General features: G+C 71.2%; 15 protein-coding genes. 4 read left to right on the top strand and 11 right to left on the bottom strand.

The genetic code is table 11. The annotated features are described in order from the left end of the window. Window positions 1–5: 5 nt before the first annotated feature. Genes F8566_RS28790 through F8566_RS28780 form a run of 3 tightly spaced genes read right to left on the bottom strand, consistent with a single transcriptional unit; the run spans window position 6 to window position 5,188 of the window. A complete protein-coding gene (locus F8566_RS28790) occupies window positions 6–2,555 on the bottom strand; it encodes a DUF6493 family protein (RefSeq protein WP_151564970.1) in 2,550 nt (849 codons plus the stop codon). After that, window positions 2,552–3,913 (bottom strand): SWIM zinc finger family protein, encoded by a 1,362-nt coding sequence (locus tag F8566_RS28785; RefSeq protein ID WP_151564969.1) that lies wholly within the window; start codon window positions 3,911–3,913, stop codon window positions 2,552–2,554. The genes F8566_RS28790 and F8566_RS28785 overlap by 4 nt, the downstream gene beginning before the upstream one ends. A 48-nt stretch (window positions 3,914–3,961) precedes the next feature. Continuing rightward, window positions 3,962–5,188: a homocitrate synthase/isopropylmalate synthase family protein gene (locus tag F8566_RS28780; protein WP_151564968.1), complete on the bottom strand. Its 1,227-nt coding sequence runs from the start codon at window positions 5,186–5,188 to the stop codon at window positions 3,962–3,964. A gap of 84 nt (window positions 5,189–5,272) precedes the next feature. Between F8566_RS28780 and F8566_RS28775 the strand changes: the two genes are divergently transcribed. The 4 genes from F8566_RS28775 to F8566_RS28760 all read left to right on the top strand — a co-directional run bounded on the left by F8566_RS28775 (window position 5,273) and on the right by F8566_RS28760 (window position 8,376). Continuing rightward, window positions 5,273–6,535, top strand: coding sequence for a citrate/2-methylcitrate synthase (locus F8566_RS28775; protein WP_151564967.1), 1,263 nt, complete (start codon window positions 5,273–5,275; stop codon window positions 6,533–6,535). A 103-nt stretch (window positions 6,536–6,638) separates the two neighbouring features. After that, window positions 6,639–7,001: a hypothetical protein gene (locus F8566_RS28770; protein ID WP_151564966.1), complete on the top strand. Its 363-nt coding sequence runs from the start codon at window positions 6,639–6,641 to the stop codon at window positions 6,999–7,001. Window positions 7,002–7,039: 38 nt separating this feature from the next. Next, complete coding sequence (locus tag F8566_RS28765; RefSeq protein WP_151564965.1) at window positions 7,040–7,351, top strand: DUF3817 domain-containing protein; 312 nt, start codon at window positions 7,040–7,042, stop codon at window positions 7,349–7,351. Window positions 7,352–7,428: 77 nt separating this feature from the next. Further along, window positions 7,429–8,376 (top strand): bifunctional helix-turn-helix transcriptional regulator/GNAT family N-acetyltransferase, encoded by a 948-nt coding sequence (locus F8566_RS28760; RefSeq protein WP_151564964.1) that lies wholly within the window; start codon window positions 7,429–7,431, stop codon window positions 8,374–8,376. Between the two features lie 175 nt (window positions 8,377–8,551). On the opposite strand, the gene F8566_RS28755 is transcribed toward F8566_RS28760, so the two are convergent. The 8 genes from F8566_RS28755 to F8566_RS28720 all read right to left on the bottom strand — a co-directional run bounded on the left by F8566_RS28755 (window position 8,552) and on the right by F8566_RS28720 (window position 15,448). After that, window positions 8,552–9,013, bottom strand: coding sequence for a hypothetical protein (locus tag F8566_RS28755; protein ID WP_151564963.1), 462 nt, complete (start codon window positions 9,011–9,013; stop codon window positions 8,552–8,554). Between the two features lie 294 nt (window positions 9,014–9,307). After that, window positions 9,308–10,072 carry a hypothetical protein gene (locus F8566_RS28750; protein ID WP_151564962.1) on the bottom strand — a complete coding sequence of 255 codons (765 nt, stop codon included), beginning with the start codon at window positions 10,070–10,072 and terminating at the stop codon, window positions 9,308–9,310. A gap of 87 nt (window positions 10,073–10,159) precedes the next feature. Continuing rightward, a complete protein-coding gene (locus tag F8566_RS28745; RefSeq protein WP_151564961.1) occupies window positions 10,160–10,474 on the bottom strand; it encodes a hypothetical protein in 315 nt (104 codons plus the stop codon). Between the two features lie 54 nt (window positions 10,475–10,528). Continuing rightward, the gene (locus F8566_RS28740) at window positions 10,529–11,599 is read right to left on the bottom strand and encodes an ABC-2 transporter permease (protein ID WP_151564960.1); all 1,071 of its coding nucleotides are present in this window, start codon (window positions 11,597–11,599) and stop codon (window positions 10,529–10,531) included. Further along, the gene (locus F8566_RS28735) at window positions 11,596–12,474 is read right to left on the bottom strand and encodes an ABC transporter ATP-binding protein (RefSeq protein WP_151564959.1); all 879 of its coding nucleotides are present in this window, start codon (window positions 12,472–12,474) and stop codon (window positions 11,596–11,598) included. The genes F8566_RS28740 and F8566_RS28735 overlap by 4 nt, the downstream gene beginning before the upstream one ends. Further along, on the bottom strand, window positions 12,471–12,863 hold the full coding sequence (locus F8566_RS28730) for a GntR family transcriptional regulator (RefSeq protein ID WP_151565023.1): 393 nt from the start codon (window positions 12,861–12,863) through the stop codon (window positions 12,471–12,473). Before F8566_RS28730 ends, F8566_RS28735 begins: the two co-directional genes overlap by 4 nt. 96 nt (window positions 12,864–12,959) lie before the next feature. After that, entirely contained in the window at window positions 12,960–13,766 is an 807-nt protein-coding gene (locus F8566_RS28725) for a phosphatidate cytidylyltransferase (RefSeq protein ID WP_151564958.1), read from the bottom strand. Further along, complete coding sequence (locus F8566_RS28720) at window positions 13,763–15,448, bottom strand: aminotransferase class I/II-fold pyridoxal phosphate-dependent enzyme (RefSeq protein ID WP_151564957.1); 1,686 nt, start codon at window positions 15,446–15,448, stop codon at window positions 13,763–13,765. Before F8566_RS28720 ends, F8566_RS28725 begins: the two co-directional genes overlap by 4 nt. Window positions 15,449–15,509 lie beyond the last annotated feature (61 nt).

Here is a 15,509-nt window from a genome sequence, read left to right as displayed (position 1 = left end):
CTTTGTCAGCGTTCCCGCGCAAGGGCGCGGTGCAGCCGGGCGGCCTCTCGCACCAGACGGCTCGTGCCGCCGCGCCCCGCCACGTCGGAGAGCCCGGCCAGATTCTCACGCGCCCCGAGGGCCTCGGCGGCCCGGGTGGCGACGGCGAGCAGGTCGGGGAGCCCGGCGGCCGCCCGTTCGCCGCGAACGGGGAGGAGCCGCGGCAGCGCGGTGGCCAGGATGGTCCACACGTCGGTGTACGCGCCGGCCCGCGCGCTCTCGTCGAGGGCCTCCGCGACGCGGTTGATCTTAAGCCCGCCCTGCCGGTACAGCGTGGCGATGGCGTCGCCCAGCTCGCGCGCGGGGAGCTGCCCGCGGCCGCTGAACGCCAGAACGGCATCGACGGAGCCCGCCCGTTCGGACTTGGTCTGGGCGTTCAGCCCGTAGGCCAGGACGGTCGCCGTGGCGGCACCGGCGGGGCCGTCCGCTTCGGCGAGGGCCAGGAGCACCGTGCCTGATTCACGCCAATACTGCGACCACTCCGGCAGGTACGGCAGCATGTGCGCCGCCGCCACTTCACGATGCGAAGGAAGCAGCGTGGGCCACACACTGACGCCGCCGCGGTGGTAGCCCTTGGGCAGGCTCTGCCACGTGCCGGTCCACGGCAGCCGGAGGAGCGCGGCGATGTCGCCGGGCAGGTCGGCCTCCGTGGTGACGGTGGCCAGCATGCGGGATGAGGCTTCGAACGGAGGGTACGGGCCGGGCAGCGTCACGTTCGCACAGGTGACCCCGGGGTCGGGAAGGCCGCCCGCGGCCAACCACGACGCCAGCGCGCGGCCCGCGTCGCTGGCCAGCCGTGCGGACGCCGCCACGGTGCCGGCGCCGATGTCACGAGGTACCCGGAGCATGGCCTGGCACAGGTCGGACGGCAGGGGCGCGAGCCCGGCGTCTTCCAGCCGCCGCATCCGGGCCACGAGCACGTCGGCGTCGAGGTGACCGCTCGCGGTCGTCGGCGTGGCCAGCAACACGGGCGAACGGCCCGCCGCCGCGGGAATCTCGCGCATCCGCCAGGCGAGGAACCGTTCCGGAAGGGGTCTGTAGCTCTGCGCGTACCAAGCCGGCTTCCGCTGGAACTTCCCAAGCAGGACGCGCAATCCCCCAGGGGCCTCCGAATCAGCGAACCTCGCGGCGATCCGGGTCAGCCAAGTCGCCACCTCGGCGGCGTCCGGTGCGGAGGCCTCGTTCGCCGCTTCCGGCAGGACACGTGCCAGCGCCGTCCGGGTGCCCTCCGCGTCGCGGTACGCGCACTCCACGAGGCCGGCGAGCAAACGGTCGAGAGCGGAGAGCGCCTCGTCGGGGGTGACCCGCATCGACGCGCTGATCTCTTCCGCCAGCTCCGCCGGTGACGCGATCGGCCCGGGATGCTCGCGCGGCGTGAACGGAGGGGGACCGGGCAGGGGCGCGGACGTCGTCGGGGGCTCCACGGACAAGGCGGCCCGCGTATCGGCGGTCGCCTTCGCCGCGTGCTTGGCGGCGATCTTCTCCGCACGTTCGCGCAGGTCGAGATCGTCGGCGCCGAGCAGGACGGTGATGGCCCGCAGCGTCGCGTCCACGCGGTCCCGCTTGCGGGCCGTCCGGTCGAGCCAGATGAGCGCGGCGCGGACGAGCTTCTTCTCCGGGCGGAAGAGCACCGCGTCCGCGACCTCCGCGAAGACGTCCCCGGCCAGCGGCTCGGTCTCGTCCACCCGGCGGATCTCCCGCAGCGCCAGCTCGGCGACCGGAGTGGGAGCGGCGGGAAGCAGGCGAACGAGGTCGCGGAGGCGGGCGGCCGCCTCGTCCACCACCGGTTCGAGCGACTCGTACAGCTGGACGAACCAGCGCAGATCCGCGGCCCGCCCGCCGCGCAGGAAACGGGCGACGCATCCGTCCAGCAACGCCTCGCGTTTGATCCGCCCGTCCCGCGCGAGCGTGACGAGCGTGCCGTGGCACGAGAGGCCGGATCCGAGCCCGTCCACCTCGAACAACCGGGGCAGCAGGGTGTCGAGGAAGGGATCGTGCTCCAGCGGGGTGCGCGCCGGGCTGTTCTCGGCCCAGATGAGCACGAACGCGTCGTCGGTCGGCGGCTCCTCGCCCAGCTCACGGACCAGATCGGCCGCCAGGAGCCAGTACCGGTACTCGATCCAGCGTTCGCCGTTCACCCGCAGCCGTGCGGCGACCCGCCGGGCGAGGTCGGACCGCCAGGCGTTCGGCCGGTCCGCGACGGCCTGCCGGACGAGGGTCCCCAGGTCCCGGTCCCTGCCCACCACCCCACCCGCCGACCGCAGCTCGGCGCGCCACACCCAGGCGGCGACGCCCGCCGCGCCGCCGATCGTCGCCGCGCCGGCGACCAGCAGAGACGTGGTCACGTCCGGGCCGAGCCACCGGAACTCGGCGGAGTCGCGGCGGTCCCGCAGGTAGCGGGGCAGCTCGGCGGCGACGGCACGGCGCTCGTCCGGCGCCAGGGCACGGGCCCGGCGGATCACCTCGGCCGGATCGCCGATCTCGACCCACGCGTGCAGGGTCTCCCGGGCGTTCACCGGGAAGTCTCCCCCGACGTCTCCAGAGTCTTGGCACGCACGATGCGGGCCGCGAGAGCGTGCTTGCACGGGCCACGCCCACCGCGGTGGTCGGCCCACCAGGGGCAGGTGCACGAGACGCGGTCGCCGTCGAAGCGCACCTGGCGCGGCCTGCCGTCGACCGTGACGACGGCGAGGTCGTCCGCGGTGAAGTCGACGGCGCCCTCGTTCACCAGGGCGTGCGCCGACCGCAGGCGCGGGTTCATGGCGGCCACGCGCTCGGGGTCGTACGGCAGCTCGCGGTGGAAGTGCGCGGCCTCGGCAGTGTCGTAGCCGACGCGGCCCGACGTGCCCAGCTGCGTCAGCGCCGCCCTGACCCGTGACCGGTCGACGCCCGCGCGCTCGGCCAGCAGGTCGGGTTCGACACGCGGCTCGAACGCCAGCAGCGCGCCGATCAGGTCGGCGTCGCCCGCGGCCTCGTCGGTGATGAGCGCGTCCAGGACCGCGCCCTCTCCGGAGAAGCCGCGCCGTATCTCGGGAGAGAGCGTCAGCACGTACCGCATCCCGGGCAGCTCCAGCTCCCATGCGCTCGCGACCGGCCCGCTCCCGCCCGCGACGGCCGGGCCGTACGTGCGCAGCGCACGGGCGAAACGCAGCAGCGGAAGCATGGTCTGCAACCGCTCGGGCCCGGACAGGCAGACCGAACCCGGCGACGGGCGGGACGCCAGCCGCAACCCCCGCCCGGCGGGAGTCGCCCACAGGACGTCGCGGGCAGCGCGCGGCAACGCCCGCAGGAACCGGACCGCCTCCGGGGCCGTCAGCTCCGCTCGCAGGTCGAATCCGGCGGCGATGACCTGGACCTCGGCGAAGCCGCGCAGCCAGCGCTCCGGCAGCGGCACCTTCTTCTCGACCACCGCGCCGTCGAGCGTGGTGACTGCGAGCCCGTCGCCGCCGACCGCCAGATGCAGCGGATCGGAGCCGCCGACGCGGGCGAGCGCCTCGCGCAGCGGCCCGTTCACGTCCACGTTGGTGGTGCCGAGAGCGACCACGTCCCCGTCGAGGGCGCCTTCGAGCACGTCGAGCCGCGCGTAGACGCCGCAGCACGCCGAGAACGACTCCATCCGGAGGCGGTCGCCGTTGCACGTCACCACCGGGTCGCGCATCGCGGTCAGCTGCGGCTGGAAGTAGCGGGCCTGTGCGACGTCGGCGAGCCCGATCAGCGCGGCGGCGGCCGGAGCGGCCTGGGTGAGCAGGCCGCTGAAGAAGTGGGGGTGAGCGTCGGGGCCGGTGGCGGTCGTGCCCCCGGAGGTCGACAGGCCCAGGGTGTCTCCGGCGAGCGCTGACGGGCGCGTGTAGGCGTATGCCTGTGCGGTTGCCATGCCCAGGGAAGGTAGACCTGCCGACCGACATTTCCCACCTTCGATGGATCAGTCGAGCACGCCCGGGAAGAGCAGTGCCAGCTCGCGCGGGTACGCGCCGATCAACCGCAGTTCGTCGTCGGTGAGCGGGCGGCCGGTCATCGCGTTGCACAGCTGGACGAGCTTGAACGACAGCTCCTCGTCCACCGGCTCGATCCCGAGGCCCTCCATGACGTGCCGGAACCCGGCCTTGCCGCCGTACTCCCCGGTGAGGATCACGCGCCCGGACCGTGCGTGCCAGTCGTCGGGGAACGGCCCGAGCGTCGCCTTCTCGTACAGCTCGTAGTTGCCGTGGTCCTTGAGCGCGCCGTCGGCGTGGATGCCCGACTCGTGCGCGAAGGCGTTGCGGCCCACGCCGACCTGGTTGTAGGGCAGCGGCTGGCCGAGCGCGTAACTCGCCCACAGCGCGAACCGCCGGGCCCACGACAGGTCGATCGGATCGCCGATCCGCACGCCGCGCTCCGCCAGCCCGAATCCATGGCGGAACGCCAGGATCGTGGACAGCAGGTCGGCGTTCCCCGCCCGTTCGCCGACGCCATTGATGCAGGTGTTGATCCAGGCGTCCTGTCCCGCCTCCAGGTCGCCGAGCGCGCCGGAGACCGAGTTGGCCACCGCCAGCCCGAGATCGTTGTGGCAGTGCGTCTCGATCGGCATTCCCACGGCGGCGGCGAGCTTGGCGAAGCGCTCCCGGATGCGGTCGGGGGTGTCGCCGCCGATGGTGTCGCAGTAGCGGACCCGGTCGGCACCCGCCTCCTTGGCCGCCAGGGCGAACTCGGTGAGGAACCCGTCGTCGGTGCGCGAGCCGTCCTCAGCGTTGACCCCGACCGTCCGCGCGCCCCCGGACTTGGCGGTACGGACGGCGGCGGTCATCTCCCGGATGATCGTGTCCCGGTCCAGCCTGCCCCGGAACTTGTTGGCGATCATGTAGTCCGAGGTCGAGATCGACAGGTTGTAGTGCGCGAGCCCGAGCGGCAGGGCCTTCTCCACGTCCTGCGCGACGCCGCGGCACCAGCCCGACAGCCGGAGGTCGACAAAGGCACCGGCCTTGGCCAGCGCGACCTGCGCGCGGACATAGGGCACCTCGTGGAACAGGAACGGGAAGCCGATCTCCGACTGGGCCACGCCGAGCCGGCCCAGGTAGAAGTTCACCATCGTCTTTCCGAACTTCGACAGGCCGGTCCGGGCGGTCTGGACACCGTCACGGTTGGTGACGTCGAGGAAATGAATCTGAGCCATGCCCCCAGATTGACACTTGCATCAATGTGTATCAATAATGATCAAAATCAATGTCGTGGATCGTGTGAGGCTTAAGGACTGCCGGTGGGGGAGTGGATCGATGCCGTGGCGGCGGCGGAACGGCTCGGTGTGAAGCCCGCCACGTTGTACGCGTACGTGAGCCGCGGCGTGCTGCGGCGGCGGCGCGACGCCGACGGGCGGCGCAGCCTCTTCGACGCGGACGAGATCGAGGAGCTCGCCCGGCGCGGCAGGCCCCGGCGCCCACCGAGCCCCACCGAGCTGGCGATCGAGTCGGCCGTCACCGCGCTCGGCCCGGACCGGCAGTACTACCGGGGGCGGGACGCCACCGAGCTCGCCACCACGAGCGGCTTCGAGGAGGTCGCGAGCTGGCTCTGGACGGGCGAGCAAGAGCCGGACGAGCGGAAGCCGGACGAGCAGGGGCCGGCCCAGGACGAGCCGGACGGGACCTGGCACGCGCCTGAGGAGGGTCTGGCGGCCGCCGTCGCCGCGCAGTCGGGCCTGCCCGGCGACGTGCTGCCGCTGGACCGGCTCCAGGTGATCACCACGGCACTGGCCGCCGCCGACCCGCTCCGGTTCCAGCTCGACCGGGCAGGTGTCATCGCCACCGCCCACGCCCTCATCGCGGGTCTCGTCGACGCCCTGCCCGCCGCGGGCGCGGACGCGGACCGGACGATCGCCGGACGTTTGTGGGGCAGGCTGAGCGAGCGCCCGCCGGAGCCGGGGCTGCTGCGGGCGGTCGGGGCGGCGATGGTGCTGCTGGCCGATCATGAGCTGGCCGCCTCCACGCTGGCCGCCCGCGTCGCCGCGTCCGTCCGGGCCGATCCGTACGCCGTGGTCGCCGTGGGGCTCGGCACGGTCGGCGGCCCGCTGCACGGCGGCGCCTCGTTCGGCGCGGAACGCATGTTCGCCGAGATCGGCGAGCCCGGCCGCGCGGGACGCGTGATCGGCGAGCGGCTGCGCGCCGGCCAGCGCATCCCCGGCTTCGGCCATTCGGTCTACAGGTCCGGTGACCGGCGCGCCACCGTCCTCTTCGACCTGATCCGGCAAGTGGCGCCGGATCACCCGCGGCTGGCCGTCGCGGACACCGTGCGGGCCGAGGCGGCGCGGCGGCGGCTTCCCGAGCCCAACGTCGATCTCGCCCTCGCCACTCTCACCGCGGTCGCCGGGATGCCTCCGGGCTCGGGTGAGGCGATCTTCGCCGTGGCGCGCACCGCGGGCTGGATCGCGCACGCCCTCGAAGAGTACGAACGCGCCAGCCCGCTCCGCCCGCGGGCTGTCTACACCGGCCCGCCGCCACCGGCCGCGAAGGGACGCACCCGGCACTGACGGGCGCGTCATGGCGGACAGGCCATGACGGGCTCGGGAATGACGGGCGCCGTAATGCGGGGTTGTGCATGGATCGCCGGAGCGCGGCGGTAGTCTCGATGACGTGCGAAGGTTCCTCACCCCCGGCTGGCTCGGCCTGCATGCGCTGGCGATCGTGCTGTGCGCCTCGTTCCTCGGTTTCGGGTGGTGGCAGTTCGACCGTGCCCAATCGGGTAACGACCGCAGCTGGGCCTACACCTTCGAGTGGCCGATCTTCGCCATCTTCGTGATCGTGATGTGGATCAAGATGATCCGCGACGAGCTGAGCGGCGACGAGAGCCGCTCGGCGCCCAAGGTGATCGAGGAGCCCGCGGAGGCCGCGGTCAAGCGCGAGATCATCCGGCAGCAGGAGGAAGAGGACCCCGCCCTGGCGGCCTACAACCGCTACCTGGCGCGTCTCAATTCCGAGAGCCACCGGCGCGACTGACCGTCCTCGCGTCACCTCCCCCGAGAAAGGTGTGATCTGTGGAAGCGGCCATCAACCGGTACCGCCTCCTGGCCATCGTCGTCGGCGTGATGTTGCTCCTCGTGGTCTTCGTGGGAATGCCCATCCGCTACATCGGTGGCAACGGGACCCCGTCGGCGATCATCTCGCCGATCCACGGCGCGCTCTACATCGTCTACCTGGCGATCGCCTATGACCTGTGGCGGAAGACCGGCTGGCCGCTGAAGCAGATGGCCATCATGGTGTCCGCGGGCCTGATCCCCTTCCTCGCCTTCTTCATCGAGCGGAAGATCGTCCGCGAGGCGCGGGAGCTGGCCGCCGTCCAGGGCTGATCGCCCCCGTTCGCTGGACCGGGGACGCTCCGCGCACTTATGTTTGACTGAGTCAAACATAAGTGCGGAGGTGAGCCGTGGACGTCATCGCGGACGAGATCGCCACGGTCCGGTCGTTCAACCGCTTCTACACCGGCGTGATCGGAGTGCTCGGCGAGGGCCTGCTGAAGACGCCGTACTCCCTCACCGAGGCAAGGGTGATCTTCGAGCTGGCGCAGCGGGACACCACCGAGGTCCTGGAGCTGCGCCGCGGCCTCGATCTCGACCCCGGTTACCTGAGCCGGATGCTGGCCCGGTTCGAGAGCGACGGCATCGTCGCGCGGGAACGGTCCGCGGCGGACGCGCGCCGCCAGGTCGTCCGGCTCACGCCGCACGGCCGGGAGGTGTTCGCGATGCTGGACGACCGTTCCGTCGGCGAGATCCGGGCGATGCTGGAACGGCTGCCCGGCGAGGACCGGCGCCGGCTGGTGGCGGCCATGAAGACCGTTCGGAGCGTGCTGGGCGAGGAGGCGCGGTCCCGCGAGGCGAAATCCTCACCCGTCACCCTGCGCCCGCTGCGGCCCGGCGACCTCGGCTGGGTCGTGCAGCGGAACGGGGCGCTGTATGCCGAGGAGGTCGGCTGGGACCGCACGTACGAGGCGCTCGTCGCGAAGATCGTCGCCGGGTACGGGGAGGCGCACGACCCCGCGTGCGAGAACGCCTGGATCGCCGAAGTGGACGGCGAACCGGTGGGCAGCGTCTTCTGTATGAAGAAGGACGAGACGGTCGCCCAGCTACGGCTGCTGCATGTCGAGCCGCACGCCCGCGGGCTGGGCATCGGCGCCGCCCTGGTCCGCGAGTGCCTGAGCTTCGCGGAGAAGGCCGGGTACGCGGAGATCATGCTCTGGACGACCGCGCTCCAGCGGCCGGCGCACCGGATCTACCGTGCCACCGGATTCGAGCTCGAACTGGAGGAGGAGCCGGTCGAACGGTTCGGCGACGTCATCCACGGACAGTACTGGCGCAAGAAGTTCCAGACGTCCTAGAGCGGGAGCGCCACGACGCGTGACGGGCGGGAGCATCACGACCCGTGGCGCGCGCAGCGTCACGGCCCGTGGAGGTGGTGTGCCTCCACGGGCCGTGCGTCGCAGCGGTGCGAACTTCCTTCGGGGCGGCCCGGGACGGGGTCGGGACAGGATCCGGTCCGCCCGTTCGTTCCGGTTAGGTCCCGTTCCCACCTCCCTCCCGAAGCGGATCGGCCTGGTGACGGCTGGCGAGCGGCACGCCCGCGCCGACGGGGGTGGCGGGCGAGCCGCGCGTTGGCTGAATGGCCGGGCCGGCGGCATTGCTCGAAGATGCCGCCGGCCCGGCGGTGGAGGACGGCGGTGCCGCGGGGGCGTACGGCGCCGGCGTCCGGTGGTGGTCTGGTCTGGTGCCCGTGGATCGGCGGCCTGCCGCCACTCCGCGCTCTCGTGGCGGCAGGCCGGTCGGTTTCGCGCCGGATGCCGTGAGCGGTGCCGGGCGAAGTGCGGGAGCCGGTCCGGGACGGCCGAGGACCCGAGGTGTGTCGCCGGGCGCCGCCGTGTGCGGCGTGCCGGGAACGCCCTCGGCCGTCCGGACCAAGGCAGGTGGAAAGCCGTCGACGAGATCGGTGATGGCGGTGCCGGATGTCGAATCCCGCATGTGACCCTCCCTCGAATGGCGGAGTTCAGGAGCTGGATCTTTACCGATCCAGGGGTTCGCCTTCACTCTGCGTCACGATCTCGTTGCGGTAAGTACCCCTGCGTCATGGGGCCGTAAACCCAGGTCAACGAAGATTTGGCGGCTGGGGTCGTTCACGATGGGCAACGGAGGGTGAGGGCGTTCGCGCGACAAAAGAGGCTGGTGCCGCCAGAGCGGCACCAGCCTCAACGCCAGAACGTCAACGCCAGAACGTCAACGCCAGAACGTCAACGCCAGAACGTCAACGCCAGAACGTCACCCCCTGGGCGTCACCACAGGGGAGTTGAACGGCAGGACCAGGAGAGGCCCGGTCACCACCACGCGGTCGGTGTTGGGGCCCCAGTTGAGGTTGGCGGTCTGGTGGCAGGTGCCCCGGTCCTCGATCCAGTACCGGGCGTTCGCCCCGTCCGCCCCCGACTTGAAGCGCCCGAGGAGCGAGATGCGGTCGCGCACCTTGCCCTTGCCGTCCACGATCAGCCCGTGGATCGGGTACGTGCCGCGGAACCCGCCGTTCTTCGTCCGCGCCTCGTACCCCAGGTCCGAGATGTAGACCCGCAGCGTCTCCCCGGCGGCGTCGGTCACGGTCGCGTCGATCTCCCCGAGGAACGGGGTGACGAACCCGGGGAAGGCGGTCTGGAACTGCTCGGGATAGATCGCAGGTCGCCGCTCCAGCGCCGAGAACCGCCAGGCCCGCTTGAACGTCCCGGCCTTGATCGTGTACGTCCCGTTCTCGCAGACGAACGGCCGCAGGGTGCGTCCGGCGAAGTCGATCAGTTGCCGGACGATCGGGTTGCCGGTGCTCGGATCGCCGAACTTGTCCTCGTTGACCCGCGTGACGATGCCGTCCTTGTTCAGCTTCAGGACGAAGCCCGGCCCGAACGCCTTGAACCCTCGCTTGTTCTCCTTCACCACGATGTCGTGCCGCACACCGCCGCCGGCCGCATGGGCGGCGGGGACGGACACCAGGCCCGCGGCCATCGCCACACCGGTCACGGCGGCGAATCGAATACCAACTCTCACGAAACCTCCAGGTACCGCGCACCTCGTCGTACGAAGGATCATGATCACCTAAAAAGCGCGATTCGCACAGTCCCCGGCCGTGATCGGTCAGCTGCCGATGAGCCTCAGCCGTACCTCCTGGAGCAGCTGCTGGCGCTGGAGCTCCTCCTGCCGGTCCCGCGGCCGGAACATCACGAGCCCTTCCTCCAGCACCTGCCAGTACTCGGGGTGGGGCGTCACCAGGCCCTGCCGCAGGAGCCCGCGGATCTCGGTGAGCTCCAGCCGGCCGACCTCGGCGGCCACCCGCCGCTGCGCCCGCAGCTGGCCCTGCTCCTGCTTGATCGCCGTGATGACCGCGGCCACGCCGAAGAGCGCGACCGCGACGACGGTGACGATCGTGTGCGGTGCCAGTCCAAGGTCCATGACGCCGAGCGTAACCCCGCCTTCTTGGCGGTGCCAGGCCGATTCATGCGGTCCCTAGGACAGGCGCCGGCGGACCAACCAGAAGCACAGTCCTGCCAGTCCGAGGGTGAGAACGGTGTAGATGGCGGTCTCGTACCACTGGAAGGACCAGAAGCGGCTGGCGGGATGGTAGGTCAGCTCATGCCGGTAGCCGAGCCGCTTCAGCTCGTTGAGGCACGGCGACTGCGCCTGCTCGGCCCGCGTCTCGCTTCGCTCCCCCGGCGGCCTCGGTGCGCAGGGCCCTGACTCCGTGGACACGGGAACCGTGTCGCCGACCGTCTTCCCGGAGGCGTCGATGAGCCGGCTCGACAGGACCCAGGCGCCCGGATCGGTGGTCACCTGAGACTCCAGGCTCAGGTAGAGAGGCCCGCCACGGCCCTGTATCCCGAGCATGTCGATCTTCGTCTGGGGCAGCTCGATGGTCGACTTGACGGGCGCCATGAGGTAGGGCCTGGCCAGGAGAGGCATGGCGACCTGAACGGCGACGAAGACGGCCAGGGTGATGGCCATGGCGGGTAGGGTGCGGCGGATCAGAATCCCGATGGTCACCCCCAGGACGAAGGCGAACGCGGCGTACCCGATGGGGACGATGCCGCGGGCGTCGAAGAGCAGCGGGCCCATCCGCGGGAAGCCGGGGGAGTTGCCGGCGGCCGCCTTGTCGATGGGGCCGGACCACCAGGTCACCGCCAGGCTCCCGAGTCCGGCCGCGGTCATGGACGCCAGGGCGATGAGCCCCAGCTTGACGGTCAGCCAGCGGGTGCGCGTGATGCTCTGGTTCCACACCAGCCGGTGCGTGCCGGCCTCCAGCTCCCGGGTGATCAGCGGCGCCCCCCAGAACAGCCCGACCAGGGCCGGCAGGACCAGCACGATCGCGGTGACGGCGAGGAAGGGTGCCTGGTGGTCGTGGAAGAACGTCTCGATGTAGCGCGAGCAGCCGTTGGGCTGAGTGGTGCAGGAGGCGATTCCGGAGGCGTAGTCGTCCGCGATGCCCGGACCGGTCAGGGCCAGCACGGCGGCGAGCGCGGCGAGAGCGGCGGCCGTCATCGCGGCGGCGGCGCGGAACTGCCGCCAGGTCAGCCAGATCATCGCTGGACCTCCAAAGGACGCAGGCGCGTCCCGGTGCTCTCGTCCATGTAGGCCAGCACAAGGTCCTCCAAGCTGAGCTTCGTGACCGTCCAGGCCGGGTCGTGAATCGGTCCCTCAGTCCGGATGATGAAGTTGCTCTGGCGTTCGGTATGGCTCGCCGACACCACCTGCTGATCAGCAGGCAGCCGGTCACGACGCGGCCCGGTGAGCCGATGGTGGGTGGCCAGTAGCTCCTCGACCTCGCCCGCGACCCGCACCCGGGAATCGACGAGCACGATCAGGTAGTCGCAGACCCGTTCCAGGTCGGACACCAAGTGGGAGGACAGCAGAACACTGAGCTCCTGCTCGGCGGCGGCCTCCATCAGACCCTGCAGGAACTCCCGCCGCGCGAGCGGATCCAGTGCCGCGACCGGCTCGTCCAGAACCAGCAGCTCCGGCCGCTTTGCGATGCCCAGGGTCAGAGCCAGCTGAGCACGCTGCCCGCCGGACAACTTCCCCGCCTTACGGTCGAGTCCCAGGCCGAGCTGCTCAAGGCGATTTCGCGCCAGAGCGTCGTCCCAGCCGGGGTTGAGCCGCGCGCCGAGCCGTAGATGGTCAGCGATGCTCAGCCCCGCATAAGTCGGGGTGTCCTGAGCGACGTACCCCACCCTGGCCAGCTGCGCCGGCCCGGACCCGGGCTTGTTCCCGAGCACCGTGATGTCGCCCGCCGTAGGCCGCAGCTGCCCCACAGCCAGATTCATCAGCGTGGTCTTCCCCGCCCCGTTGGGACCGACCAGCCCCACCACGTGCCCGGCCGGGATGTCCAGATCGCAGTCCTTGAGAGCCCAATGGCTCCCGTACTTCTTGCCCAGCGCCTGGGCTCGCAGGACGGTCACGCTATGTCCTCCTCAGCGGCGGACCGAAAGGTCGTCATGAACAGGGCCTCGATGCTCTCCTCGTCCAGCCCGGCCAGCCGCGCCTTGGCCAGCCACCGCCGCAGCTCCTGCCGCAACGGCCCGTGCGCCGCCAGGGAGGCGTCGGCCAGCGTCGCGGTCACGAACGTGCCGACGCCCGGCCGTGCCGCCACCAGCCCTTCGTGCTCCAGCTCCCGGTAGGCCTTCAGCACCGTGTTGGGGTTGATCGCCAGCCTCGCCACGACCTCCTTGACCGTGGGCAGCTGGTCGCCCTCCCGCAGCAACCCCAGCCGCAACGCCTGCCGAACCTGCCGCACCAGCTGCAGATACGGCGACAGCCCCGACCGCTCGTCCAGATGGAACTCGATCATGTGCACCTCATACATCTAGTTAACTAGTACTATATGATCCTAGCTCTATGATCTGTCAATCGCGGACGTCCTCGACGTTCTGAAGAGGGCGGCGATTCAGTGGCTGAGCACCAGGGCGAGCACGAGGGCGAGCAGGAGAGAATCGAGCCTGTCCAGCAGCCCACCGGCGCCGGCCAGCCAGGAGGCGGAGTCCTTGGCCTCCACACCTCGCTTGACCATCGACTCCAGCAGATCGCCGAGTGGGGCACCGGCCACCACCGCGACGGCCAAAGGGGGCGTGAGCGCCCCCAGTACGGCCAGCGTGCCCAGGCCCGCGACCGTTCCGGCCATCAGACCGCTCCAATGCTTGGCCGGCGACAGCGGGGAAAGGCGCGGTCCGCCCAGCAGCCGACCGCTGAACGAAGCGGTGATGTCGGAGATCGACACCGCGGCGAACAAGGCCAGGACCGCCGGGCCGAGCAGGACCACGCCCGCCAGCGGCGCGAACCAGATCACCCCCAGCACGCCGAAGCACAGCCTCGAAAGCCCACGGGCCGCGTCACCGGTCACCACCGGCACCAAAGCGACGACGAAAATCGCGAGGGCCAGAACCCGGGGCAACTGGGCGGGCGCCAGCCAGGCCGTCACAGGCGCCGCCGGCACGGCAACGGTGAGGATCCCGCGGTCCAGCCAGGGCAGGCGGGTCAACGCGCCGTACTCCAGCGTGCAGGCCACTCCCGCCGCAGCGGCAAGGACGGCCGCTCCGCCAGGGCCGACATACAGGGCGGCGACCACGACGGGCACGCCCGCCGCCCAGGCGCACCACCGCAGCAGGTACTCCCGCCGCCTGGACAATCCGGCTGCGATGCCGCCGACGATGAGCGCGCCGGCGAGGACGGGGACCAGATCCGCGACCTCGGTCACGGGAGGCGCAGCGCCTCGGCGACGGCGCCGGCCACACGGGCGTTGGCCGGGGCGTCGCGTACCGCGATTCGCACGGTCCTGCCTTCGAACGCCGGGGACGACGGCGACAGGTCCCGCAGGAACACTCCCTGCCGCCGACACCGGTCGACAAGCAGGGCCGCTCCCAGCCCGCCCCGGGGCAGCGTGAGAAGGACGAAGTTCGCCACCGACTCGCGGACGTGCAGATCCCCACCGGCCGCGGCGAGCGCGGCTGCCAGCCCGGCTCGCAACTCTGCAGTCTCCGCCCACCGAGCGGCGTAGTACGCCGGATCGCGCAGCGCGCTCACCGCGGCGATCTGGGCGGGCAGGCTCACCGCCCACGGCGGGGTCCAACGCCGCAGTTCGGCTGCGATCGCCGGCGGCGCGGTGAGATAGGCCGCTCGCAGGCCCGACAGGGCGTACATCTTGGACAGCGAGGTGCAGATGACGGCGTTGGGTGCCTCTGCCGCGTACGGCTCTAGCGACTGCCCTGCGCTGGCGTAACCGACGTACGCCTCGTCAATCCAGAACCGTGTCCCCGGCGCTCCCGCCAACACTTCTCGCAACTCGGCCGCGTCGAGATGTACCCCGGTCGGATTGTTGGGATTGACGATGACCACCAGGTCGTAGCCCTCCCGCAGGGCGCGGGCGAAACGTTCCGGGTCGATCCGCCAGCCCTCTTCGCGGCGCAGCTGGAACCGGTCGGCACGGCAGCCGATCACCCGCTCGACGATGTGCGCGTACTCGCCGTAGCACGGGTCGACCAGGAGCACCCGGCTGGAGGCGTCCAGCCAGCCGCGGAACGCACGGAAGATCAGATCGGAGGAACCCGCCCCGACGGCGACGGCGGCCTCGGGTATGCCCCGGCGAAGCGCGATCTCTTCGATCAACCCGTCCGCCTGCGCCGGCGGAGAGGTCCGCGCGATCCAATCCTGCCCGGTCAGGGCCGCGACCGCCGCAGGGGCCGGCGGAAACCAGGCATCGAGCACGTCGGCGGCCACCACGTCGCGGCGCGCGTCCAGCGTGTCGAATCCCCGGCCCAGGGCCTCGACGGAGGCGCCGCCGTGCGCGCAGAACGCGTCCTCGGGCAGGAAGGGCATCTCCAGCATCCAGCGCACCGGGAGATCACGCAGCAAGGACCCGTACCGCCGGTCGGAGAGCTCGGCCACATCACCGGTCAGGACCTGGAACTCGACCGCCCCCGAGCGCACCATCGTCCCAGTCGACGCCAGTCCCAGCGCCAGGTACATCGGCAGCAGCTCGACCCGGCCCAAGGCCACGATGCTCCGGCCTCCGTGCGCCGTCACCCAGCGAAGCGCCGCGTACATCAGCAGCTTGCCGACCATCTCGCCCCGCCGCTCCGGATCGACGGTCAGGATCCGGATCTCGAACAGCCCGTCCTCACACAGCGCCGGATGCTCATCTCGCCGCAGGTATTTGTCGATCGAATAATGACCCGCCCACGGGGGCGTCACGCTGATGAACCCCGCCGGTTCACCCCCGCGGGCCGCCACGATGTAGACGCCGTCCACGTCATCAGTGAGCAGCCCGGCGTCATTGGGCACGTGCTGCCCGAGTTCCCGCGCGTACACCTCATGCCGAAGGCGGTGGATCCATTCACAGTCCGTCTCCGACGACAGACGCAGTTCCAGCTCGCGACTCACCCGCATCACCTCGGTGGCCAACCTTGCAGCAGCCCCGCGCGACCACCTGAGTACGCATACT

It is taken from the genome of Actinomadura rudentiformis (assembly GCF_008923185.1).
Lineage (GTDB): Bacteria > Actinomycetota > Actinomycetes > Streptosporangiales > Streptosporangiaceae > Spirillospora > Spirillospora rudentiformis.
The sequence above is the reverse complement of the archived record's forward strand: the minus strand, read 5'-3'. Positions and strand labels throughout refer to the sequence as shown.